Source organism: Phaeocystidibacter marisrubri, from assembly GCF_008933165.1.
In the GTDB taxonomy this organism is placed as follows: Bacteria; Bacteroidota; Bacteroidia; order Flavobacteriales; family Schleiferiaceae; genus Phaeocystidibacter; species Phaeocystidibacter marisrubri.
Genome location: NZ_WBVQ01000002.1, coordinates 841978 through 867945, shown reverse-complemented (window position 1 = coordinate 867945; position 25968 = coordinate 841978). Strand labels below are relative to the sequence as shown.

Annotated in this window: 21 protein-coding genes and 1 tRNA gene; 18 read left to right on the top strand and 4 right to left on the bottom strand. The window is 43.2% G+C overall.

Annotation, left to right across the window (positions count from 1 at the left end):
• Positions 1-202: 202 nt before the first annotated feature.
• From F8C82_RS11295 to F8C82_RS11250, 11 genes are all read left to right on the top strand, one after another.
• Complete coding sequence (locus F8C82_RS11295; protein ID WP_170266240.1) at positions 203-1429, top strand: DDE-type integrase/transposase/recombinase; 1227 nt, start codon at positions 203-205, stop codon at positions 1427-1429.
• Positions 1430-1908: 479 nt separating this feature from the next.
• Positions 1909-2232, top strand: a complete 324-nt coding sequence (locus tag F8C82_RS15005; RefSeq protein ID WP_394349547.1) for a DUF6660 family protein — start codon at positions 1909-1911, stop codon at positions 2230-2232.
• A 308-nt stretch (positions 2233-2540) separates the two neighbouring features.
• Positions 2541-6953: a CusA/CzcA family heavy metal efflux RND transporter gene (locus F8C82_RS11290; RefSeq protein ID WP_151693692.1), complete on the top strand. Its 4413-nt coding sequence runs from the start codon at positions 2541-2543 to the stop codon at positions 6951-6953.
• Between the two features lie 27 nt (positions 6954-6980).
• Complete coding sequence (locus F8C82_RS11285) at positions 6981-8195, top strand: efflux RND transporter periplasmic adaptor subunit (protein ID WP_151693691.1); 1215 nt, start codon at positions 6981-6983, stop codon at positions 8193-8195.
• Between the two features lie 282 nt (positions 8196-8477).
• Positions 8478-8813, top strand: coding sequence for a P-II family nitrogen regulator (locus F8C82_RS11280; RefSeq protein ID WP_010528133.1), 336 nt, complete (start codon positions 8478-8480; stop codon positions 8811-8813).
• 123 nt (positions 8814-8936) lie between these two features.
• Positions 8937-9293: a SpoIIAA family protein gene (locus F8C82_RS11275; protein WP_151693690.1), complete on the top strand. Its 357-nt coding sequence runs from the start codon at positions 8937-8939 to the stop codon at positions 9291-9293.
• On the top strand, positions 9278-10654 hold the full coding sequence (nhaA, locus tag F8C82_RS11270; RefSeq protein ID WP_151693689.1) for a Na+/H+ antiporter NhaA: 1377 nt from the start codon (positions 9278-9280) through the stop codon (positions 10652-10654). The genes F8C82_RS11275 and nhaA overlap by 16 nt, the downstream gene beginning before the upstream one ends.
• Positions 10655-10775: 121 nt before the next feature.
• Positions 10776-13280, top strand: coding sequence for a heavy metal translocating P-type ATPase (locus tag F8C82_RS11265; protein WP_151693688.1), 2505 nt, complete (start codon positions 10776-10778; stop codon positions 13278-13280).
• A gap of 193 nt (positions 13281-13473) precedes the next feature.
• Positions 13474-13851: a four helix bundle protein gene (locus tag F8C82_RS11260; RefSeq protein ID WP_151693687.1), complete on the top strand. Its 378-nt coding sequence runs from the start codon at positions 13474-13476 to the stop codon at positions 13849-13851.
• Between the two features lie 78 nt (positions 13852-13929).
• The gene (locus tag F8C82_RS11255) at positions 13930-14724 is read left to right on the top strand and encodes a cation diffusion facilitator family transporter (protein WP_188477385.1); all 795 of its coding nucleotides are present in this window, start codon (positions 13930-13932) and stop codon (positions 14722-14724) included.
• 7 nt (positions 14725-14731) lie between these two features.
• The gene (locus F8C82_RS11250; RefSeq protein ID WP_151693686.1) at positions 14732-15100 is read left to right on the top strand and encodes a SpoIIAA family protein; all 369 of its coding nucleotides are present in this window, start codon (positions 14732-14734) and stop codon (positions 15098-15100) included.
• 1052 nt (positions 15101-16152) lie between these two features.
• Here the strand turns inward: F8C82_RS11250 and F8C82_RS11245 are convergent.
• The 4 genes from F8C82_RS11245 to F8C82_RS11230 form a co-directional block, all read right to left on the bottom strand.
• Positions 16153-17385, bottom strand: coding sequence for a site-specific integrase (locus F8C82_RS11245; RefSeq protein WP_151693685.1), 1233 nt, complete (start codon positions 17383-17385; stop codon positions 16153-16155).
• Positions 17386-17683: 298 nt separating this feature from the next.
• A tRNA-Ala gene (locus tag F8C82_RS11240) sits at positions 17684-17757 on the bottom strand.
• A gap of 122 nt (positions 17758-17879) precedes the next feature.
• Entirely contained in the window at positions 17880-19568 is a 1689-nt protein-coding gene (locus F8C82_RS11235; protein ID WP_151693684.1) for a LamG-like jellyroll fold domain-containing protein, read from the bottom strand.
• A 70-nt stretch (positions 19569-19638) separates the two neighbouring features.
• Positions 19639-20388 (bottom strand): penicillin-insensitive murein endopeptidase, encoded by a 750-nt coding sequence (locus F8C82_RS11230; protein ID WP_151693683.1) that lies wholly within the window; start codon positions 20386-20388, stop codon positions 19639-19641.
• A gap of 882 nt (positions 20389-21270) precedes the next feature.
• On the opposite strand from F8C82_RS11230, the gene F8C82_RS11225 reads away from it, so the two are divergent.
• The 7 genes from F8C82_RS11225 (at position 21271) to F8C82_RS11195 (ending at position 25706) form a co-directional block, all read left to right on the top strand.
• Positions 21271-21465, top strand: coding sequence for a hypothetical protein (locus tag F8C82_RS11225; RefSeq protein WP_151693682.1), 195 nt, complete (start codon positions 21271-21273; stop codon positions 21463-21465).
• Between the two features lie 3 nt (positions 21466-21468).
• Positions 21469-21843, top strand: a complete 375-nt coding sequence (locus F8C82_RS11220; RefSeq protein ID WP_151693681.1) for a hypothetical protein — start codon at positions 21469-21471, stop codon at positions 21841-21843.
• A gap of 49 nt (positions 21844-21892) precedes the next feature.
• Positions 21893-22546, top strand: coding sequence for a hypothetical protein (locus F8C82_RS11215; RefSeq protein ID WP_151693680.1), 654 nt, complete (start codon positions 21893-21895; stop codon positions 22544-22546).
• A gap of 49 nt (positions 22547-22595) precedes the next feature.
• Positions 22596-23102, top strand: coding sequence for a hypothetical protein (locus F8C82_RS11210; protein ID WP_151693679.1), 507 nt, complete (start codon positions 22596-22598; stop codon positions 23100-23102).
• The gene (locus F8C82_RS11205) at positions 23063-24139 is read left to right on the top strand and encodes an RHS repeat-associated core domain-containing protein (protein WP_151693678.1); all 1077 of its coding nucleotides are present in this window, start codon (positions 23063-23065) and stop codon (positions 24137-24139) included. Before F8C82_RS11210 ends, F8C82_RS11205 begins: the two co-directional genes overlap by 40 nt.
• A 783-nt stretch (positions 24140-24922) precedes the next feature.
• Positions 24923-25141 carry a hypothetical protein gene (locus F8C82_RS11200; RefSeq protein WP_151693677.1) on the top strand — a complete coding sequence of 73 codons (219 nt, stop codon included), beginning with the start codon at positions 24923-24925 and terminating at the stop codon, positions 25139-25141.
• Positions 25142-25274: 133 nt separating this feature from the next.
• Positions 25275-25706, top strand: a complete 432-nt coding sequence (locus tag F8C82_RS11195; protein WP_151693676.1) for a hypothetical protein — start codon at positions 25275-25277, stop codon at positions 25704-25706.
• Positions 25707-25968 lie beyond the last annotated feature (262 nt).

Sequence of the window (25968 nt, the reverse complement as noted above, 5' to 3'; positions counted from 1 at the left end):
GGTTACGAATAAGCTATCGGAGAAGTAGAGGACTTGGCTTCTCAGAATTGCTCGGATTCACACCATGTCAAAAGTAATGCCTTTTATATAAACTGAGAATCAATTTACAGATGGGCTATCTTCTAATAGGTTAAAAACTAAATCAAAGAAGATGGCACATGGAAACTCTAGGTATCCCAACGAGTACAAACTTGCCTATGCATTGGGAGCAGAAAAAGAATTGCTAGAAGAAGATATTCGCAAAACCATACCCTACTCCACATCTAACAGATGGCGTCAATTGAATCCGCTGGAGATTCTGGGTCATGAAGACCCTAAGAGTAACGCACTTATGCAGCACATTTATTCTAAACTGGATGAGCGCATGCAAATAGATGCTGCATTTGAAAAGGCGTTGCGGTCTTTCGTTGACCTAATGCAAGAAGCACTGGGAGGAGATAATGCTTTTCAGGATATTCTTAAGGACAATCGGGAGAGCGTCGTAGGTTGGGTTTTTCAAAACCATGAACACATAACTAAGAAAAGCCTTATTGAAATTTTGGGCGTTTCCGCTGCGACCTTCAACTACTGGCAAGCCATTTCACTTTATCATTGTGATTCTAGCCCATTGAATCAATGTGCAAAACAATCGTCACAGCAGATCACATTAGCTGAAGCGCGGAGTATTAAAAGGGCAGTTAAGGAGGTCAAGTGGAATATAGGCGCGAGCTGGGCTATAGCGGTAAGAGAAAAACAACTTGCTATATCCAAATCGACATTTTACAAGTATGTTCATGTATTGGGATTGAGTGAGCCTAAACGAAAAAGAAGGAAGCCCAAAAAGTCGAAATTCAGAGCGAAAAAACTACATCAAATATGGCATGCAGACATCACCCAGGTGAAGACCTTAGACGGTTGCAAGAGCTACATCTACGTCATCATCGATAATTACTCCCGAGCCATATTGAGCTATGCCGTAAAGCGTAAAATCAAGGCAGAATATTCTCTTGAGGTTCTGAAAAATGCTGTACGTACACATTCGCCTGCAAACTCAAAATACGTTACTGACGGTGGCCCCGAAAACCGAAGTATTGAGATGAAGGAGTACTTAGCAAAGGAGGAGAAGCATATCAAACACCTGATTGCGATGAAGGACATCCATCACACCAACTCAATGATAGAGCGAGTGTTCAAAACTATAAAAGGGGAGTTTGACAAGATATTCCAAGCTGAGAATCACGAAGAGTTAGAGCATGTTTTGGGGTCGATCATAAACGATTACAACAATCGACCGCATAGTGAGCATGGTATATACACGCCTGCAGAAGTCCTCCAGGGCAATAATAATTGGATGGATCTGAAAGAAACACTTGCAGAAAGCATCAAAAAGAGACTAGCAACTAACCAAACATGCTCATGCACCAAGTGCGAATGCAAATCGGAAGACTAATTGTCCAAGAAGAAGGAGAATATTCAAATATGTTACTTCGCAATATTGCGAAGTAACACCTCGGAATCGACAGAGATTCCGAGGTGCCAGAAACACTGGGTTCGTAATATTATTTAAGTATATTTAAAGAAAAACCTCCGAGAGTTCGAGTCCCTCCCTCTCCGCGGCTCCTTATTTTTGAAAGCTTTATCAGCTTTGCCAAGAGCAAGGATCATAAGTTGATCTCAGCCGTTTACAAATACCGGGAATACCTCATTGAAAGAAGGTTGGAATTGTCCGATACAGAGGCTTCCTATTGTCACAAACGCTTAGCCACCTTAGGCAACCCGGTCAAGAAAGGATTTTGGTATCACTTGAGAAAGGATATTCGCGAAGAAATAAAAGCGTCTCTAAAAGTTGAAGAAACCTCATTCTGAGACTTTCGGGCCTCCAGCAGCTACTTTTTGAAATCTCAAGACCTTTCCTTATTTTTGCCGACTGTGAAATGGCTATGCTACATATTGGCAGTTTATTTTCTGGGTCTTTCGTTCATAACCTGCGCGGATGATCTTAGCAATAATTCCTCTACTGAAAATCAGCAGGTTGTGATGAGCAGTGATTCCCATTCCGGGCACGATAACGGGTCATCTTCCAATGACTTATGTAATCCAATATGCTCCTGCCATTGTTGCCATATCCATGTTATCTTCCCCAATGCAATGAGCGAAGCCAATCCACTTGGCAATCCATCGCATTACCCTTTTTATCATCAAAATTTCAAAAGCCTCGACCTCTTCGAGCTTTTTATTCCTCCAAGGGCCTAAACCCGGGCAATTTCAGGATAGTTATGCCTTTTCATCTCCTCAGAGGAGCTGATAGAGCAGCTATTTCAATAATCCTGATTTCATAAGCCTTTTTTGTATCAGGCCGGAAAACGGCATTATCTGTAGCAAGAATTTTTAATTCAAGAAAAGGGCAGTTGAGTAAAAAGAAAAAAGGCAGCGAGAAAGTTACCTGGCAAAAAGTGCTAAAGTGGTTCTTAATTGCCATTGCTTGTATAATCCTGCTCTTAGCCACTATCGAACGGATACATCATTACTTCACTGTCCATTTAAAATAACATCAAAGCATTATGATAGACAAAATCATTTCCTTTTCCATAAGGAATAAATTTATTGTGGGCCTGCTCACGCTGGCCCTCATAGGAGTAGGTATCTACTCCATGTCCACGGTTAACCTCGGTTCGGTGCCGGATATCACCAACAACCAAGTACAGGTAATGACCGTATCAGAAAACCTGGCTACCGAAGATATCGAGCAGTTTGTCACTTATCCTGTGGAGTTGGCCATGGGAAATCTTCCCGGAGTGGAAGAAATCCGTTCCGTTTCAAGGTTTGGCCTGTCGGTCGTCACCATCGTTTTTGAAGACGATATGGGCACCTACCTGCCCCGCCAATTGGTACAGGAAAAACTGAATGAATTACAGGAGACCATCCCTGAAAAGTTTGGCGACCCAACTATGGGCCCTATTTCTACAGGCTTGGGCCAGATCTATGAATATACCATCCAACCGAAACCGGGTTATGACACAGTCTACAGCCCGATGGAACTGCGAACCATTCAGGATTGGATCGTAAAAAGACAACTCACCTTGCTTGATGGTGTGGTGGAGGTCAACTCATTTGGTGGTTACATCAAACAATACGAAGTGGCTATTAATCCTGAAAAGCTCAACGCCATGGATGTGAGCATTTCAGAGGTTTACGGTGCCCTTGCCCGAAATAACGTAAATACTGGCGGTGCTTACATCGAAAAAAACCGGATGTCCAATTTCATTCGCGGGGAAGGACTGGTGCGCTCTCTGGACGACATACGGAGTATTGTAATCCGAAACGAAAATGGTATTCCCATCACCATTGATGACGTGGCCGAGAAAGTTCATTTTGGCCACCAGGTGCGCTACGGGGCTTTCACCCGTGATGGTAAAGAAGCCGTAGGAGGCATAATAATGATGCTGAGAGGATCCAACCCTAATGCCGTTATCCAAAACGTGAAAGAGCGCATGGAGGAAGTAGAAAAATCGCTTCCCGAAGGGCTCACGATTGATGCTTTTATCGACCGTAGCGCACTTATAGGGAGAACCACTGATACGGTAAAGAACAACCTGATTGAAGGCGCACTGATCGTAATCTTCGCCTTGGTAATCCTCCTGGGAAGTTTGCGCGGGGGTCTCATTACGGCCACTACCATTCCGCTTTCTCTGCTCTTTGCCTTCATTTTGATGAAGCAGTTTAACGTTTGGGCCAACCTGATGAGCCTGGGCGCTATTGACTTCGGGATTATCATTGATGGGGCAGTGATTATCATTGAAGGAACAGTTTACGAAATCCAGAAACGTATTCGGTCAGGGAAAATCAAGTTCAACCAGAGTGTAATGGATGAGGTAGCTTATGAGTCCGGCAGCACAATGATGGGTTCAGCCTTTTTCGGACAGATTATCATCCTGATTGTATTTGCCCCTATTCTTTTCCTCACAGGTGTGGAAGGTAAAATGTTCCAGCCCATGGCCTATACCTTTGGATTTGCCATGATAGGTGCTATAGTCTTGTGCCTCACTTACGTTCCCATGATGTCTGCCCTTTTCATGAAACCCATCCAAAACAGAAAGAACTGGTTTGGGCGATTTGAACGCTGGCTGGAAAAAATCAGTGATAAAGTCATTGGTGGCATTCATTGGGCCTATCTGCCCTTACTCAAAAGTGCACTCCGGTTTAAAACAATGGTAATTATCGTTGCTGTTGTTCTGCTCGGCATAGCAGGCTATACCTTTTCCCGAATGGGAGGAGAATTTGTGCCCCAACTGGATGAAGGTGATATCGCCATGCAGGCATTGATAAGGCCAGGAAGTTCGCTCAGTGAATCTACAGAATTATCCTATAAAATTGAAAACCTCTTACTGGAGAATTTCCCGGAAATCAAAACCGTAACAGCTCGCATAGGTGTGGCCGACATTCCTACCGACCCTATGCCAATGGATATTGCCGATATGTACCTCATTCTGGAAAAAGACCGGGATAAGTGGACTACGGCAGAAACGAAGGAAGGGCTTATTGACGAAATCAAGGAACTGCTTGAAGAGCGGTTGACTGGTGTCAACCTTGTGTTCACACAACCTGTGGAACTTCGATTCAATGAACTTTTGGAGGGAGTGCGCGAAGACATTGCTGTCAAGCTCTATGGTGAAGACCTGGATGTATTGGCTACCAAAGTTCAGGAAATGGCCGATATTATTGAGACCGTGCCGGGTGCAGGTGATGTGAATGCCGAACGAACTTCGGGTTTGCCTCAAATGACCGTGCGCTATAACCGCAAGAAAATGGCACAATACGGGTTGGACATTGAAAAGGTGAACGCCTACATCAGTTCTGCTTTTGCAGGTGGAAAGGCAGGGGTGATTTTTGAAGGCGAAAAACGCTTTGATCTGGTCATCCGTTTTGATGAGGCCCACCGCCAAGGTATAGACGATCTGCGCACCCTGTATATCGACCTTGAGAACGGAACACAAATTCCCATCAAAGAAATAGCTGACATAAGTTACCAACCAGGCCCGATGCAGATTAGCCGCGACAATACCTACCGTAGGACTTACGTAGGTGTAAACGTGCGAGGCAGGGATGTGGAGTCGGTAGTAAATGACATACAGGCTAAATTGGATGATCAATTGGATTTACCATCTGGCTATTATATTACGTATGGTGGCGAATTTGAGAATTTACAGAGTGCCAAAAAACGGCTCACTATTGTAGTGCCCATTGCACTCTTTTTGATTTTCGTGCTGCTCTATTTTGCACTAAAGTCATTTTCGCAATCCATTATGATCTACATGGCCATTCCCCTGGCAGCCATAGGGGGCGTTTTTGCCTTGTGGATGAGAGATATGCCATTTAGTATTTCAGCCGGTGTTGGATTTATCGTGCTGTTTGGTGTAGCTGTATTGAATGGTTTGGTTCTGATCAACCGCTTCAATTCCCTCAAAGAAGAAGGGGTGACCAGCTTAAAGGATCGAATTTTGACCGGTACCAAAGAAAGGATTCGCCCCATCATGCTTACTGCAACCACGGATATATTCGGTTTCCTGCCTATGGCTTTCTCGGCATCTGCCGGAGCGGAAGTGCAACGGCCTTTGGCCACCGTAGTAATTGGTGGAATGCTGTCGGCTACACTTCTTACGCTGGTTGTACTGCCTGTACTCTATACCTTCGTTGAGAAACGCAGGGAAAAGAAAATCGGAAACCAGGGGCATAAAACAGCTCTGAACACCATCGTTCTACTCATTGGTTTAGGTAGTTTTCTTGGCTTTTCCCAATCTGCACACGCACAGGGAATAAACCCGGATACCTTGCAAAGCATTTCCCTTGAAGGTGCCCAAAATCGGGCTGTTGAGTATTTCCCGCAAGTGAAGGCCAAAAGGCTGCAAATAGAAAGTGAGGAAGCCTTGAAGAAAACCGCATGGGATTTTGGGAACACCCAAATTTTCACGGGAGCGGAAGAAGCAAGCAGCAATACTGATGGAGTTTATACGCGGATAGGGGTTCAACAACAAAATATTGATGTTTTTGGAATTGCTCCACGACTGCGCTTGCAAAAGGAACGGGTCGCCCTTGCCGAAAGCGCTCTCGACCTGTCATTAACAGAGCTTAAACGAGAAGTGAAGTTGGCCTGGGGCCAGGTTTACACCGCTAAAAACACCTACCAGGTGTACAACCGTTTGGATTCGCTCTTTACCGATATAGAACGAGCGGCAGATGTGAGGTTGGAAGTAGAAGAAACTTCTAAACTGGCCTATTTGGCCACTAAAAACCAGGCCAATGAAGTGCGCATCCAAAAGGAACAGGCCTATCGCGATTACCTGGGCGCTTTGCAGCGGCTCAACTTATGGCTGGTCAGCGATACCCTTTATACAGTACCGGATGTGCCCAGTGAGCAATTGACCGGGATCCTTAATTATGACTTGGATTCCCTAAGTACTCACCCTTTGCTTAATGTGTATCAACAGCAAATAAAAGTGGCCGATGCTCGAATAAAGGAAAGAAGATCGGAGTTTTTGCCCAAGTTACAAGGACAGTATGGCTGGCAAGAAGTTGGGGGGCAAACCGGGTTTTACACCTACCAAATAGGCATACAAATCCCCTTGTTTTTTGGGCCCGAGCTGGGCCGTACGCAAGAGGCTAAAATCCAGCGCGAAATTGCCACGGAAAATCTCAGGCAGAACCAGCTTCAACTCAATGCCGAGTACCAATCCATGCGGGAAGAATACCTGAAATGGCGTAACTCATGGATTTACTATCGTGACCAGGCATTGCCGCTGGCACGCGAGCAAAGACAAGGTTCGATAACGGCTTACCGAGAAGGCGCAATAGACTATGTAAGTTTTTTGCAAAACATAAGGGACGCTATCCGCATAGAAGTGGATTCATGGAATGCTTTGGGCAATTACCTGGACAGCCGCTATGAACTCGAATACTATTTACAAACAACAAACTAAAACCGGCAACGGATAAAAATAAAAGACATGAAAAATCAGATCATAAAATTATTTGTACTGCTATTTATAGCAGGTTTTGTTTCGGCCTGTGGCAACGAAGGAAATGGTGATGGGCACAATCACGAGGAAGGTGAGCAACACGAACCGTACGAAGGCCACGGTGAAGAAGGAATGGGCGAAGTTCATTTGTCCAACCTGAAATTTAAGAGCCTGGGAATGAAAGTGGACACTATGCCCACTCGCCCCATATCGGGCGTGGTAGAAGCCAATGGCCAGTTGGAAGTGCCACCCCAGCACGAGGCCACAGTTACAGCGATAGTTGGAGGTAACATTACCTCCATCAAGGTGATCGAAGGGGACAAAGTCAACAAAGGCCAGGTGCTGGCATACCTGTCTCATCCTGACCTTATTGAAATTCAAACCAAATACATCACGGCCTACAACCGCAGCGAATACCTGGAGCAGGAATACAACCGGCAAAAGAAGCTGTACGAGGAAGAGGTAGGTTCAGGCAAAACCTTTCAGGAGACCAAGTCTGACTATCAATCCATGAAAGGAGAAGTAAAGGGCTACGAAGCCCAACTGCGCCAGTTGAACCTGAATGTAGAGAAAATCAGGAATGGCGATGTATATGAGCAGGTGCCTGTGGTAAGCCCCATAGATGGTTATATCGAGAACGTTCTGATTCAGGTAGGTCAGTACATTCAGCCGCAAACGGGAATGTTCACAATTGTCAATACCAAACATATTCATGCTGACCTAATGGTATTCGAAAAAGATGTGTACAAAGTGAAAGAAGGGCAGAAAGTTTCTTTTACTGTGGAGTCCGTGCCCGGTTCCCGCCTTACTGCCAAAATTTATTCGGTGGGTAAACAATTTGAACAAAACCCAAAGGCGGTTCACGTCCACGCAGAAATTGAGCAAAAGAAAGAATTCCTGATCCCAGGGATGTACATCAACGGTAAAATCCACACAGAAAGTGAAGCTGTAAAAGCCCTGCCGGAAAGTGCTATTATCGAGGAAGAAGGCAAACCCTATATCTTCATTGCCGAACAGCACAATGAAGACGGTGAGACGGAATGGGCCTTTAAACCGGTGGAAATACGAACCGGTATTGCCGATGAGGGTTGGGTGGAAATAAACCTGTTGGAACCACTGCCCAAAGGAGCTAAAGTAGCCTGGAACAATGCCTATTACCTGATCTCAGAGATGAAGAAAAGCCAGACATCGCATAGTCATTAATTATCTTAAAATTAAATACATACCATTATGAAGACGAGTTTTTTAAAACTGTGGATTGCTTCTTTCATAATAGCCGGAGGCTTTATGGCTACCGGCTGTAACTCGAAGCAACAGGAAGGCACACACCAGCACGAAAATAGCGAGGAGCATGGGGAGTCAGAAGAAAACCATGAAGGCCACGACCATTGAGAAAGCCTCTTGAAATGAATTTAGCAGCGCATTGGCAGCAGGCCAATACCGGTTTTTTGCCAATGCGCTACAATCAATAAAAATAAAGGAATTATGAAAGAAATAAAAGCATTTATCAAGCCCAAGCGGGCACAGGTAGTCATTGAAGCCTTGAGCGAGGCTGGTTTTCAAAGCATGACTATCTCACAGGCAGAGGGTACAGGAGCCCACAAAGCAAAGGGCGCCTCACCCTCTCTTGATTTTCATGTTACCGATAGCCCGGTGGTAAAGCTGGAGCTGGTCTGCCAGAATGAAGAAATGGATAAAGCGGTACAGTTGATAATTGGCAAGGCCAAAACACCTGAGCCGGGAGATGGGATTATATACGTTTCGGAAATTGAGGATGCGTTTCGGATAAAAACGGGTGAGTCGATCCGAAAACAGGTCTAAAGCGATTTTAAGATGTTAATGCGTCCAGTTGAAATGAAACACCGGTATGTGGAGGAGGGACATGCTGCAAACAACAATGATTTGAACATAAACAGACTTAGAAACCCATGAACAATTAGTAAGATGATGCAGATAATGGAAACAAAAGAGGAAAACTTGATTGCCGCTAAAATCAGCGGTAAAATCTCCAAAAAAGACGTGGAAAGATTCCACCCGCTCATCCACAACACTATTGAAAAAGGCCAAAAGGTAGATTTCTACTTTGAACTGGAAGACTTTGACGGCTACGAGTTGGAAGGTTTATGGGAAGATTTAAAAGTAGATACCACACATCTATCAGATTATGGAAAAATGGCATTTGTTGGAGATAAAAAATGGCAGGAGTGGGCGGCCAAAGCCACTGATTTTTTTACGGATTCAGAAGTCAGATTTTTTCACCTTCAGGAGAAGAAAAAGGCAAAAGAATGGATCAGTCAGTAGAAAATAGTAACTCCCAATTAGCATATATCAGAGAGACTGCCCGTAAGTTTCTGGACAGGGAGACCACCGGAGGATTGCTTCTGATTGGCGCAACCATTATTGCCCTGGTGCTGGGCAATTCCCCTTGGGCAGATGCTTACCACCACTATCTTAAAGATGAATTTCTCTTTGAACTATCCGAACATTTTTCTTTTGGTCTGACCATCAAGGAATGGATCAATGACGGGCTGATGGCCATATTCTTTCTGGTGGCCGGCATGGAACTGAAGCGGGAAATAATGGTGGGCGAATTGTCGTCCTTCAAAAAAGCTTCTATGCCGCTCATGGGAGCAATCGGAGGAATGGTTTTACCCGCACTGATTTTCGTAAGTTTTAACTACGGTACCGAAAATATCAATGGCTGGGGAATCCCTATGGCTACCGATATAGCCTATTCTTTGGGCATCATTGGCCTGTTGGGGAAGCGGGTGCCGGCACAGCTTAAAATCTTTCTGGTGGCGCTGGCCATAGCGGATGATTTGGGGGCAATACTCGTTATTGCACTCTTTTACAGCAATGAGCTTAGTGGGCTGTACTTAAGCGCTGGTGGAGGTGTATTCATCCTATTGTTACTGTTAAACCGTTTTGGGGTAAAAAACCTCTTCTGGTACATTGTGGGAGGAGTCGCTTTATGGTATTGCTTCCTGAATTCAGGCATTCACCCGACCATAGCAGGGGTGCTTTTCGCGGTTACCATACCTATAAAACCCAAATTGGACAGTAAGGTATTAAAGGAGCGTACCGCTCATAATATCAAAGAATTAGAAGAAACAGATATTGAAAACCTTGACCCCATGCAGGATAAGCGTCAAGGACAAATACTGAAAACCATTAAAAAAGACACGGAAAACGCCAGACCACCGTTGCTCCGGTTAGAAAACAGATTAATTGATTTTAATGCCTTTTTCATTATCCCAATTTTTGCCATTGCCAATGCAGGTGTAAAACTGGATGTCGGGTTTATGGAAGTGGTTTCGGGCTCTCTTGGACTTGGTATTTTATTAGGGCTTGCCGTGGGTAAAGTTGCCGGTATTGGATTGTTTGCATTTATAGGTCAGAAAATAGGTATTGCAGAACTGCATCCTTCATTGAAATGGCGGCATATTATTGGTATGGGCATGATAGCCGGTATAGGGTTCACTATGTCACTGTTTATTACCAACCTGGCATTTGACAATCCTGAGATTATCAAGGTATCCAAAATCAGTATTTTAATGGCTTCTCTGATTGCTGCTATAGGTGGTGTCATTACTTTGGTAATCGGCACGAAGCAGAATAACTATAAGGAGACTGAAAGTTATAATCATTCTGAAAATGAATAATCCCGATGTTTTCAATGTCCCACTATACCAATCCATGGAAATACTCCGGTATATTCAACATTTAATTGAATTATAGAGATTAAAATGCAAGAATTTCTAAACAGACTATACAAATTCAATCATGAAAAAACTACAAATAAAAATACCCCTTATACTGCCCGAAGTACCGGACGATAAGGATCGATGTGTGCAAAAACTCATTCAACGTCTTGAAGATAAAGAAGGCCTTGAAAAAGTGCATGTAGCAGACGAAACAGACAATGGCATACCTCAACTTTGTTTTCACTACGACCCGGAGTTGATCTCTATAGACCGTATCCAGTCGCTGGCAGAGCAAACCGGGGCGGAAATCACTCAGAAATTCGGACATAAACTCATAGAAGTAGAAGGCATTCGCCATACCCGCCACGCCCGTCATATTGAGCGTGACCTTCGGGGGATAGCCGGTATTTTGGAGGCCTCCGTATCGGCATCCGGCATGGTGCGGGTAGAGTATGATACGGCCAAGGTGGATGAGGCGGAAATCCTGAAAGCCCTGAGAAAAGAGGGACTTGATATACCCGATACACAGGTGAGTGCCGAACGTTTTCTTGATAAAGTAAAAGAAACAAAAAAAGGCGAAGAGCAAAAAAAAGAAGCTGACAAGGGACATGACCATGAGGAAGGTGAAGATGATAAACATTCGCATGGCGGTATTTTCGGTAAAAATACAGAGTTGATCTTTTCCATTATCTGCGGAGCATTATTAGGTATTGGCTTTGGGCTTACTTATATCGAAGCTGTGCCTTCATGGGTAAGTCTTTCACTTTATATCGGAGCTTATTTCTTTGGAGGCTTTTTTACAGCCAAAGAAGCCATTCAAACAGTGGCCAAAGGCGGCTTTGAAATTGATTTCCTGATGCTGGTAGCAGCCATTGGAGCGGCTATTCTTAGCGAATGGGCGGAAGGCGCCTTATTGTTATTCCTGTTCAGCATGGGCCATGCACTGGAACACTTCGCCATGAACAAAGCTCGTAAGTCCATTGCTGCTTTGGCAGAGCTCGCTCCTAAAACGGCATTGCTTAAGAGAAATGGTAAGACCGAAGAAGTCGGTATTGAGGAATTGAGCATCGGTGACATCATCGTGGTGAAGCCCAATAGCAAAATCTCAGCCGATGGTGTGGTTGTCAGCGGATCAAGTAGCGTGAATCAGGCGCCTATCACCGGGGAAAGTGTGCCGGTAGATAAAGAACCGGTGGATAATCCCGATAAAGACTGGTCACAGGAAGATGATATCAAAGATGAGAACCGTGCATTTTCGGGTACCATAAATGGCAACAATACGCTGGAAATCAAAGTGATTAAAGTAGCAAAGGACTCTACGCTCTCCCGTTTGGTAAAATTGGTGAATGAAGCTCAAACCCAGAAATCACCTACACAACGGCTCACCGACAAATTTGAGAAGTATTTTGTCCCGTCCGTATTGGTACTGGTCGTGTTGCTCAATTTCGCTTTTCTGGTCATAGATGAGCCTTTTAGTGTAAGCTTCTACCGAGCAATGGCCGTATTGGTGGCTGCCAGCCCTTGTGCTTTGGCCATTGCCACCCCAAGTGCAGTGCTAAGTGGAGTAGCCCGGGCAGCCAAAAGCGGAGTGCTTATTAAAGGTGGTCGTCCGCTGGAAGACCTGGGTGTACTCACTGCCCTGGCATTTGATAAAACCGGAACGCTAACAGAAGGTAAACCCAAGCTCACCGAAGTAATTGCTTTAGGTGATGTAAACGAGGACGAGCTGTTGAAAATAGCAGTAGCTGTAGAAAACCTCAGCGACCATCCTCTGGCCAAAGCTGTAGTGCGGGATGGGAAAGAGCGATTAAATGGTGCTGATGTGCTTGAAGCGAAAGATCTGGAAGCGGTGCTTGGTAAAGGGATAAAAGCTTCACTGGGAAATAATAAAGTGTACATCGGCAACCTGGACCTGTTTGAATCCCTGGATGATAATAAGCCAGAGAAGGAAATAGAAGAAAAAGTGAAGTCACTGGAATCGGATGGAAATACCACCATGCTGATCCGTCAGAATGACCACTACATTGGCATTATTGCCCTGATGGATACGCCCAGAAAGGAAGCAAAAAATACCCTGGAGCAGCTCAAAAAGATTGGTATCAAGCGTATGATCATGCTAACGGGTGATAACCAGAAAGTAGCCGATGCAGTAGCCAAAGAGATTGGCCTTACAGATGCCTGGGGCAGTTTGTTACCAGAAGAAAAGGTTGAAGCCATTAAAGAACTTAAGGAGAAAGAATCCAAAGTAGCGATGGTAGGTGATGGCGTGAATGATGCCCCGGCCATGGCAAATAGCACAGTAGGCATTGCCATGGGAGCAGCTGGCAGTGATGTAGCCCTGGAAACAGCTGATATTGCCCTGATGGCTGATAAGCTGGAGACCTTGCCTTTTGCAATCGGTTTAAGTAGGAAGGCCAAAGCTATTATCAAACAAAACCTCTGGGTTAGTTTGGGAATAGTAGCATTGTTAATACCTGCCACGGTTTTCGGCTTTGCTAATATCGGTGTTGCGGTACTCATTCATGAAGGGTCAACTCTGGTAGTGGTGTTTAATGCTTTGAGATTGTTGGCTTATAAGAAATAGAATTTTTAAAAGTTGGCACTGGGCAGTTGGCAAAGAGAAAAAAAACAGTTGGCAAGGAAGCTTAACCGCGACAACTTTTGCCAATTGCTATTTGCCTATTGCCAACTTAAAAAGATGGAAAGAAATAAAACAACTAACAATATGAAAGAGATCAAGACATTTATCAGACCAAAGAAAGTAAAGGCAGGTGGTTATGGCAGGTAGTTTTCGTGATTTGACTGTTTTCAAGAAAGCATTTTCGCTGGCGATGGAGGTGTTTGAGGTTACTAAGAAATTTCCATCCGAAGAGAAGTATGCGCTGACTGATCAATTAAGAAGATCTTCACGATCAGTGTGTCGGGCTATTGGCGAAGGATATAGAAAACGTCAATATCCAAAGCACTTCTCAAGTAAAATGAGTGATGCAGATATGGAAAACTCTGAAACTCAGATTTCTCTTGATTTTGCTTTGGCCTGCCAATATATATCGGAAGGAGAGCGAAATGAACTTGTCGTTAAATCAGAAGAGGTAGGTCGAATGCTCAACCATATGATTGAAAACCCCGAAAAATATAAACCAAGAAATAAATGACGGTACCTTTTGCAAACTGCCAACTGCTTTTGCCAACTATTTTTTGCCAACTAAACTAACGGGTAAATAAAAAAACACTTGAAAAAAAGCACATTCATAATAACAAAAATGGACTGCCCATCAGAGGAGCAGATGATCCGCATGAAGCTGGAGCCTTATAGTGAGGTAAAGCAACTTTCATTTGATATTCCCAATCGTAAACTGGAGGTATATCACACGGAAGAAGTAGACAAGATCCATCAGGCCATTCGTGAACTTAAGCTCAATGACCACTTGGAAAGTACGGAATATGAAGCTGAGTTGCCGTTGGCTACTGACGACTCCCAACAGCGAAAAATACTTTGGTGGGTGCTGGGCATCAATTTCGGCTTCTTTGTGATAGAGCTGACTACTGGATGGATTTCCAACTCTATGGGCCTGATAGCCGACTCATTGGATATGCTGGCAGATTCCATCGTTTATGCACTAAGCCTGTTTGCAGTTGGTGGTGCTGTTTCCAGAAAGAAGAAAGTCGCTAAATTCAGCGGTTATTTTCAAATGGGATTGGCGTTCTTAGGATTCTCAGAAGTTTTGCGCAGATTTTTCAGCGAAAGCGAAACACCGCTGTTTCAATGGATGATAGTTATAGCAATTCTGGCCCTTATCGGCAACTTGGTTTCCCTATGGTTGATCAATAAAGCCAAAAGCGATGAAGCGCACATGCAGGCCAGCGCCATATTCACTTCCAACGACATTATTGTTAATGGCGGAGTGATCCTGGCCGGTGTAATGGTTTATTTTCTAAACAGCAAATGGCCTGACCTGTTAATTGGTGGAATCGTGTTCGCCTTTGTGATGCGGGGCGCTATTCGCATTTTGAAACTTTCTAAATAGTAACGACATGATACAGATAGAAGAAAATATAGACAAAATTTACATGGTTGCTACAGGCAAACTTGATGATACCGATTACGATAAAATGTTACCACTACTGTGGCAGAAAATTGAGCAGCACGAACAAATTAGCTGGTACTTTGAGATGCAGGATTTTGAAGGCTGGTCAGCAAGCGCTCTTTGGCGCGATGCGAAGTTTGATCTTAAAAATAAGGAGCATCTTAAAAAAGTAGCCATTGTTGGCCAAAAGAAGTGGCACGAACTCATGACAGATATCATGAAACCTTTTACCGATGCAGACATCCGGTATTTTGATGAGGAAGAAGCTGAGGCGGAGAGAGGGGGACTCGAACCCCCGGTACCTATCCAAAGATAGCATACCATCGATTTACGTTAACTCAATATTCATAGGACTTCGGAATCTCTGTCGATTCCGAGGTGTTACTTCGCAATATTGCGAAGTAAAAAGTTGCGGTCGTTCATCATTGTTCTCACTTTGAGAGGACATTTTAATTCTCTTCAAAATCGTAAAGCAATCTCTCCTTGGCCCTCTAGTAACTTTACACCTGCACTTCTGTGTGAGCCGTCAATTGACGGGCCTAAGGTATCCCTGTTGCCAGCTTTCGCGTTTCTTGAAGTGATTGTACTCCGCTTTGACTTCTGGCCTATCGCCTCATTGTTTAGTGTTTTGATCATTAGCAGTTGTCTATAACCCTTGCTAAGGAATTTAGCGCAGGCCGATTTGTCTTCATTTTGACTTCTCTTGGTGTGTTCTTTCTCATTTCAATTGAGTGCGCGGATGAGCCCTGCTCAGACGCTCCTTCTTGCTTTAATCTTTTATTTAAATAGTTAGAATATACTGGTATGGTTGTCGTTTTTACCGGAATCCCTTCTGAAACGCCCATGTTTTCGTTGCTAATCTAAAAATGGACTTCGGAAATTTTTTCCGCAATGAGAGGTCAAAAAAAATGGGTCGAATAAGGTTGTTTGGATACCTCCTTCGAGGCTATTGAGAGAGCCATAATCTTTCATGATGAAGTCGCTGACGGATGGGGACATTATGGAGATAATTGACGGTTTCGATGTGGTTTCCATTCCAAGATTTGGTTTTGATTATCATTCAATAAAGGAAGTCCGACTCGAGGATGAACTAGTGATAAGATAGTGTCAATTGATCCTCAGAGCCGGGACTTCTCTCGGTGCACTTTCTGCCATGAAAGGCATTGCTTCGTTCTAGTCTTGTCAATCGTTACGCTCAATTGACTATAGCAATTTTAGGGAGGTCTTAGATTAAAGCAAAGCGCAAATTCGTGCATAAGTGGGCAACGGCGAGAAGTACAACTCACTTCGTAATATCTCCCCGAGGTGTCAGGAGAGCCAAATCAGCACCTCGGAATCAACCGAGATGCATCCTGTTGCCAATTGACTCTACCTCGCCAAATTGAACTTTCCGTTAGACGCAAGCCGACTCATGTCTTCCACAAGCTTCTTATCAACTACTCTAGCGTAGTGCTGGGTCGTCTTAATATTTGAATGACCGAGCATCCGACTTACAGACTCAATTGACACTCCATTCTGCAATGTGACCGTGGTGGCAAAAGTGTGTCTGGCCACGTGGAATGTCAGCTTTTTCCGGATACCACAGAAGTCCGCAATTTCCTTCAGGTATGAATTGACCTTCTGATTGGAATAGACCGGGAGCAAACGTTCATCGGGCTTCAATTGAGTCATGTTTACATACTTGTCCAAGATGGCTTTCGCTGGAGCTAGCAGAGGTATCTGACTCTTTTGATTGGTCTTTTGTCTTCTGGTCTTGATCCACCAAACCCCATCGGACGTGCGCTCAATTTCATCGCCTCGAAGCTTGTGTACATCAACATAAGCGAGTCCTGTATAACACGCAAACAAGAAGATATCCTTGATTAAATTGAGTCTATCAATTTCGAATTCTTTGTTGATAATCAATTCGAGCTCCTCTTCCGTCAAGTAAGGTCGATCTACCTCCTCAAAGCTCAGAGAGAAGCCCATGAATGGATCTTTGGCTATCCACCCTTCATAGAGTGACCTGCGGGTAATTTTCTTTAGAAATTGAAGAATCTTTACAGCGGAGTTGTGAACGAGGTTCTTGTCTACTGTGAGGTATGAATAGAACTTGCGGACAAGGGCAGCATTAAGTCTCCGCAGCGGAATATCATCGCATCTGAATTCAATCTTCAGAAATCGCTCAAAGTGTCTTTTAGCCGTGCGGTTTTTCTGCCAAAGTACCTTTGATACTCCTCGACCAATTCGCTTTTCAATTTCATCGTTATGCTCATTCCAGACATCCATCAGCATTCTAGAACTTCCAGATTGCACCCCTTGAAGTGAAGCTCTGACCATTTCTGGAGTAACATCATCGTATTCTTTACTCAATTGAGTGTAGCACTGGTAAGCCTTGTTACGCATGGACTCCATGTATTCGGATAAGTCATCCGTGAATGCGTCCTTGTTTTTAGGCATTCGGGTTTTGTCGTTCCATAAATTGACGGGAATACGTCTACCCAAATTCATGGATGCTTGAGATCCATTGATGGTAATACGCAAAAGGATGGGAGCACCTTCTTGGTTCGCTTTTGATTTGTTCAGAAGGTAGAGTAATCGAAAACTGTTTCTATTAGACATAGATCAACTGTTTTGACTTGCGAGCACCGTTTACAAACACTCGCAATTGATTCTGTCCTCACTTTGAAACAAACATAAAATGCGCATTGAAAAAAGCACTGCGCAAAGTGCTGCATCCTTGAGCAAGTCTGCGAAGGGGAAGCTTGTAGGAAAATCGTAACCCCAAAATAGGGTGGGGTTACGAATAAGCCACCGCAACTTTGCAAGAACTTGCTCAAACCTGCTCCCCTGAAAAACAAAAAAGTCCTGTAAGTTCTCAGACTTTCAGGACTTTGCGCATTTCTGCGATTTTTGATAGTGGAGATAGTCGGATTCGAACCGACGACCCCTTGCATGCCATGCAAGTGCTCTAGCCAACTGAGCTATACCCCCAAGCGGACGACAAATGTAAATTAAAAATTGATGGAGTCAAGCGTGTTATTGGAAGAGAGTGTTTCTTATGCTGAGAGGAGTGGATTGAACATACACGTTGACATTTTGAGCTGAAAGAATCACTACCTCAAAAGCGTAAGCCAGCCTCTTTGAATCTCTGCTTCTGCACTGCCTGATACTTTGTAATGCACCACAAAGGCATAGGCACCTTGGATGGCAGGTTCTCCTGAAGGCATGTTCCCGTACCACTTGAAATTAGGATCTGAACTTTCAAAGATGAGATTGCCCCAGCGGTCGAATATTTGGAACGCAAACTGATCAAATGCCTTATTGGGAACAATGTGAAAAGCATCGTTGATCCGATCGGCATTGGGTGAGAATGAGCTGGGGATGAAGAACGGCGCAAGATCCTCTTCGTTTTGGAAGATACAAGTAGAGTCTTCTGCAATGTGTATGGTATCGGTTCCCATGCCACAATCATTAGAAACGCTCACCCAATAGGTTCCAAAAGAGTTGACCAAAAGGGAAGATCCAGAACTTCCGTTACTCCAAGTAATTGTTCCTGAAGTATTGTCGACTCTTAAGTACACATAATCTCCACTGCACACCAAACGATCTGCTCCTAAATCAGGAGTGGGAGGGTTTGAGGTCCACCGGATAAAGGTTGAATCTCGTGAGGTACAGCCGTCTGAGGTGGCTTCTAAAGTCACCCAGCCGGAGTCGGGATAAGAGACATTTTCAGTGGCGCTAGTTCCACCCGTTGACCATTGGTAAGAATCCGCTTGAATACCCGCATTAATTGTGATGGGTGTTCCAGAAGATGCGCATCCCACAAAGGAGCTGGGAAGTGCTAGGGAAGGAGGTTCTATCCAGCGGACAAACGTACTATCTACAACTGAACAACCATCCGTTGTAACTACGTTCAACACGAACCAGCCTGAATCGGGATAGGGGACAACGATAGAATCAGAAGTAGCTCCGGTAGGACTCCATTGATACGAAGATCCATTCATCAAACTACTCTTGATGACCACACTCCCTTCAGCTCTACATTGTTCTCGCTGGTTGGATCCCAATATAGCAGTAGAAGGACAAGCGCAAAGTGAATCTACCTCCACTTGAGTGAGTGGTCGATTCCATATTCGGTAATTATCTAAGTCGCCCTTATAGAAGTAGTCTCCACTACCAACAACGGTGTCGGTCATTCCAATCAGCCAAGGTTCTGGGCTGACTAGACTGGGATTGAATAGAAAATGGGTAGAGTCGGCGAGTATTCCATCCACGTAAATGCGGGCTTTCCATTTTTCTTTGACCACTACTACACAATGCCAAAGGCCGTCAACTACGGTGGGTGGTTGGTCCCCTGCAATCATAGTTCCAGTGTTCAACGACCTATAGATTGCCAAGAATACATGTCCAGTTGGATTGGTATTGTACTGACTTGAAATGCCAATTTTAAATCCAGGATTGAATTGATACACCGCTTTATCGCCAAGCGGCATAGACCCCCCTGAATCCACACTTCGAACGTACATGGATACGGTGAATTCATCTAGAATTCCGCGCATAGAGGTGCCCAGATCTATATAAGATAGATTCCCGTCAAAATGATATGCACTATTGGGTGAACCATCGTGCCCGTTAACCAATTGCAGGTTGTTACCCATTCCAGTAATGTTGGATGGACTAGAGTCGGTTAGATCTCCATTGAACAAATATTCACCTACGAGCCCATTGGCGAGTTGACCAAATCCATTCAAGCAAATGAGGGAAAAGAATAGGGTGAATATGAGTGGAGAGCGCGTCTTCATTTTGAGACGGCGAAAATAATCAATTTGAGGTCAACAACGAGGTGGTTGGAAGTAGCTCTCGTAACATTAATCATCTCTCCCCAAAATCCACATGGTAATGATCGTCGTGTAAGGCGTTGATGAGGTGAGAGAGGCGATGAACTACATAGATGTTGCTAGATTGGAGTTGTTGACCAAAGGGTGTGCTAAATGACTCATCTTTAAGATGGGTGTTGATGATAACTTTGGTGATTCGGAATCCATGTGTTTTAGCTTGTTGATCGAGGATTAGCAGGTGAAGAGCAACTAGGTCAAAGTCGATGGCAATCTCTGTATCCTCTGCGTATTCTCCCTTGTTGTTGAAGTGAAGAAGGTAATGTTCTTTCCCCAAGTCGTCTAATTCGTAATAAGGTTCACCGTTTTTGATGAGGGGCATCATGAAATCCACACTTAGTCCATTTTGATGCGTGCGATGCGGGTACAACTCTCCGCCGTGTTCATTGGAACATTCCATCACTCTGAACTGTCTGTCTGGTTGTCGCACAGCTAGACTATCATAGGTCTCTAAAACGGTGGCGAGAATGCGGTTGTGCAAGAAAGCTCGACCATTGATGTAACTCAGCGTGTCGAAGTACTGATAGTTGGCACCTGTAAAAGGGAAAAGTTTACCATTCGTCAAAGAACCGTTACCCACCGATCCGTTAGAAATACTCTCTTCTTTGTTTCCTTTGTTTTGCGAGTAATAGTCCTCAATACTGATGGAACCCACCTCGTGCAACGGCGATTGTGCCCACAGTGTTATGCTAAAAACAAGGCCGAGTAAGAGGAAAATGTGTCTCATGAGGTTTAGAACGGGATATTTAAGGGAGTATTTTGGTTTTTAGCACTTAGCAATTGGATGGGCGTGGCAGGACTCAACGGGCACCAAAGACTCCAGTGATCTTGTTGAGTCTGGAAGAGGCTTCGATAACTGCTATTCAAGGATACCCAACGAAGGACTAGTCTGGAACCGTAAAGGTTTCTACGATTCTATCGCTCAATGAAGCCTGCTACTCGATTCCAATCAAAAGTGTGACACAGATGTTGTCTATCCTCATTGAGGAGGGAAGAAGTCCAAGAGTGGTTGTAGTGGAGAATGGACCTAAGTTAACTTCAATGAGATAAATAAGTTTTGACAACAAGAATCATCCACATCAATTTCTCAATGGAATGATTCCGTGGTCTTACAAATAGAGTAAATCTGTGCGAGAAATGGAATCTCATTCTCAAGTATAGAACTGTCTCCAAGCACATGTGGAGCATTAGCTCGAGAGGTTGTCAACTTAATGAAATGATACGACATTAAGGATGCCTGATTTTGTCATTTGCCGTTGGAAACTGTTCATTCAGTGCAATAAAGTATTCGCATCAGGTGAGATTGCGGAAACTTTATTTTTCATATTTCGCATAAAACGAAATAGCATTTGCGTAAATCCGTACAAATGCACCGTTCCTAAGATGAACGGGGGTGATAATTGCGAATATTGCAAAATTCGCTTTTTACACTTGAGTTATTCGCAAATTGAGTTGGGTCATTCTCGATACATTTGGTATTGATAAACAATAGTTGTTGAAGCTTTAGTACCTATACCTAGTTATCACGAAAAGATTAATACCAATTTATTTAGTTGCTCTCTTCATAGTGGTTGTATCATGTAACAAAGCGTCTAAACCCACCACAATAATGGGCCAAGTTAGAACCTACGGAACAGAAGAAGCAGTAAGAAGAGGACCCGTGCGAGTCCAAATTGTTGAACGCCAAGCTACAGGTTGCTTCGGTTGTGGTACTCGGTATCATGTTGTAGCACAAGTTTGGAGCGATGACAATGGCAACTTTCGCTTGAGTCACAACCTCTACGAAGACCTTGAATATTACTGAGCGGTGAATGATGAAGAGCTTCTAAATGATAAGAAGTACATCGCTCCAAGTCATAGCAGTATTGAACGCTCGGAACGAAGAATCCGGCAGATTGGAGGTACTGTGAAAATGAATTACTACCTAACCGCGTACGGCTGGGTGAAGTTTCATTTCTATAGTCCAAATCCTCAGCCCAACGAAATTTATGGCTACAATTTAGGCAGTGGTGCATCTGAGATATTTTATGGCCAAGTTGACGAATACCGGATATGGGACTTTGGAGGAAACCGTACTCATGAAATTGCATTGAATAAGTTTCAAAATGGAGAATGGACGAATTGGCAGGAGCCCATATTGGTTCCCGCTTTTGACACGCTTGATTATGAAGTAACCTTCTAACAGAGAACCTTTCACCATGGAATGAATCTCACACCCTATTTCAGCACCCATGAAAAATTTACTCTCACTTTATATCCTAGCACTTCTCGCTCTTACTTCTTGTAACAAAGCGTCTAAACCTACCACCATAAAAGGCCAAGTTAGAACCTTTGGAACGGAAGAAGCGATAAGAAGAGGCCCCGTACGAGTTCAAATTGTGGAACGCCAAGCTACAGGTTGCTTCGGTTGTGGTACTCGGTATCATGTCGTTGCACAAGTTTGGAGCGATGACAATGGCAACTTTCGCTTGAGTCACAACCTCTATGAAGACCTTGAATATTACTTAGCGGTGAATGATGAAGAGCTTCTAAATGATAAGAAGTACATCGCTCCAAGTCATAGCAGTATTGAACGCTCGGAACGAAGAATCCGGCAGATTGGAGGTGCTGTGAAAATGAATTACTACCTAACCGCGTACGGCTGGGTGAAGTTTCATTTCTATAGTCCAAATCCTCAGCCAGGGGATATTTATTGGTATAGTGTAGGAGGAGGGGGATACGAAGAATTTCCTAATGCAGTTGATGCGTATCGAATCTGGGATTTTGGAGGAAACATTGAATACACCATTTACTATGGCTATAAGCGAAATGGACAGTACATCAACTTTGAATCCAAGGTTACACCAACAGCTTTTGACACACTCGATTACGAAGTAACCTTCTAACAGAGAACCTTTCACCATGGAATGAATCACATACCCTATTTCAGCACCCATGAAAAATTTACTCTCACTTTATATCCTAGCACTTCTCGCTCTTACTTCTTGTAACAAAGCGTCTAAACCTACCACCATAAAAGGCCAAGTTCGAACCTTTGGAACGGAAGAAGCGATAAGAAGAGGCCCCGTACGAGTTCAAATTGTGGAACGCCAAGCTACAGGTTGCTTCGGTTGTGGTACTCGGTATCATGTTGTAGCACAAGTTTGGAGCGATGACAATGGCAACTTTCGCTTAAGTCATAACCTCTATGAAGACCTTGAATACTACCTCACCCTAAATGATGACGATGTATTCAATGATCCCGTTTACATCACTCCTTCCTCTGGTAATATTGAACGCTCAGATCGTAGAATTCGACAGGTTGGAGGTACTGTGAAAATGAATTACTATCTAACCGCGTACGGCTGGCTTCGGTTTACAGCACAACGGGTGGTAATTTGGGTATTTTTTATACAGGAGAAATGGACAATGTTAGTTTGTGGACAAAAGTTCTACCTTTAACGGAAGTTCAATCGATTTACAATACAGGGATCCCAAATCCCACCACCACACTTGACTTGGAGTACTATTTTAAGTTAGACGATTATTCGTATCTTTTAAAAGATGCTACGGGAAAACTTTCAGGGGGAGCAATTGTGAATAAGGGAGCTATACCTGCAACTTTTGTGTCAACTAATGTTCAATTGGCAGCGGATGTGGTACATGCACAAGCGTACTATCCGTTTGGGATGACCATTGCGATTGATGGTAGTGAGGGGTATGGCTACGGGTTTCAAGGTCAAGAAAAAGATGACGAGATATCAGGAAGCGGAAACTCTTATACAGCAATGTATTGGCAATACGATAGCCGTTTAGGTAGGAGATGGAATACTGATCCAGTAGTTAAATATCATGAATCGCCTTACGCTTGTTTTGCAAATAGCCCAATTTGGATTATTGACCCTAATGGTGCTGATTCTGTGAAAGTAGGAGGTGTTTGGAAATGGGAAGTAGAATCTGGTGACACGTATTCAGGTGTTAGTGGAAGAACAGGTGTAAGCGTAGATAATCTCAGGGATTGGACACAGCACCCAGATAAAAAGCTTCAAATAGGTAGTCATATAGAATTATCCTCACCAGAATATGGAGCAGGTGATAAAATAAAAGTTGTAAATGCTACTAATGAAACAGGAGAGCTTAGTGTAGATGTATATACAGATTATTCACCAGCTGGAGGAGGAAGAGGTTTGGATATTGAAGTGGGTTATGTAGATAAAGGGACTGGATATACAGCGTTTAGATGGATTCAAGCAGTTGATACAGATTATCCACATCCAGCAGCTACAAGCGTTCCCTATAATGACCCTGCAAGGAATGATGATCCAGGAGTTCGATTACCATTTTACTGGACAAATGCAGAGATACCAACAAGAGGAACAAAAGCAGGTTATACAAGGTTCTTTTCCGACACACCACAACGTCCTATTCGAGCTGCTGGTACAACTTGGACAGCTGAATTAACATTGGTTGGGAAAGTCGGAACAACAACAGCTTATTAACCAATATTGACATCGTCTTACGGCTTTTCTGTAGATGCTGCTGGAACAGTAACACTACAGAGTGTGACTATTCAACAAGAATCGGCATTTCAAAAAACACAAATCCCAAAATAAGATTGAATATGAAAGTATATCTAATGTTATTTTATTCGTTGTTTCTTATTGGGTGTACAAGTGCACAAACTAATTGTGAGAAATTCATTTCAATAAAGCATATTGGTTGGTCTGACAAACCTATTTCTTCAGTGGTAATTATTACGGATAGTAGTTGTAAAATGACCAATTATGACTATAATCTTATTTATTCAAATTCGTATTTTAAGCAGCTAATATCCTGCTCTCAGAAAGAGTGTAAAGAAACCGAACAAATTGATTTTGGAACCTTCGAGATTAATATAGGAAGTGAGAAATTAATTCTGAATGCTTCAGATACGAAGATTTATTTGGATTGTTTGATTAGTCATCTTAAGAAACAAAAAGCTCCTGATCCTGATATAGAAATATTTGAAACGATAATAAGGAGAATCTCACCGTAATGAATTAAAGTCCTCACAGAAATGTGGGGCTTATTATTTATACCTAGCTGGCGCAAGCGTCCTCGCTTGTGTCCGAATTCTTTGAAGACGTACAACTTACCATATTGAAATTGCAGGTTGCCTATCTTGATAGGAGATGAACTGGTCTTCTGCGCTAGAGAGGAATGATTTAGATTGTAATTACTATTTAGACCATTTTTAGTTCATAGGAACTGTAGACTTCCCTAAAAATGAAGCCTTCTAATCTTTGTTTGAATTCAATAGTGAAACAGGAGAATATAATAAAACAGCAGCTTTTGATGACAGTTACATTTTAATTAGTGGTACTGATCTTGAAATGAATGCGGCTATTCTGGGTGGAATTATGGGTGATAAGCAAAAAGCATTGGATGTCTGGATGATTAGAATGGGAGGTGAGGAAGCTGCTCATTCTTTGCAAGACTACGCCGACTTTGCCGATTGTTAGATAAATCCAAATACGGGAGAACATGTTGAATCAAGCTCCATGTAGGGTACTAAACCATATGAGGACGAAGGCACGAAATAGAGGCAAAAGATGTTGTAAATACAATTGAATCGGAATATAAAGAAGAATAAAGATGCTCAGAACACTACTAGCTATTGCTTTAACATCATACTCTATTGATTCAGAGAGGGATAAGATTGAGTTTATGTGCCCTTTGGAGCATGGATCTATTAGTATGAACTCACCAATTCATCCTTTCTTAATAGCTGACCCTAGTGAATCATTTTTATTTACGGTAGACAAGTTGTCTAATGTTTATCCTGTTTTTTCAGGTGTCGTAGTCAAATTAGATACTATTGAATCTAACTACTTGTTTGTATTAACATCAGATAGCATGTATTCTGCCTATTTCGGAAGATTTGACCCATCTTTAATCGAATTGGGAAAACATTATAATATTGGAGAAACTATAACTAAAGCTGGGAAAGGAACCGAGCTAATTGTAAGTGTTTGGGAGAACGATAAGCAGCTATATAAAGAAGTCGAATTTAATTGCTCAAACTAGCCAACTCAGAAATATTGTCTGTGCAAATCGTAAAACTTAAAGTCCCGCTAATTGTAACTCAATTGTAAATAGTGGTGCATTAACGAATAAGGATAGATAAGTTTGGGTTTCTAATGGACTATAATTTACGGGCAAGAGTTAAGACTTCTCTATAAAGATTTCAATATCTCGGATTTTCAGTTTAACTCGTCTACATTGATGGAGAATGTTAAGTTGAATTTAATAGTGTAGTGAAGACTTCCCTGATATGAGACAGCTCTAT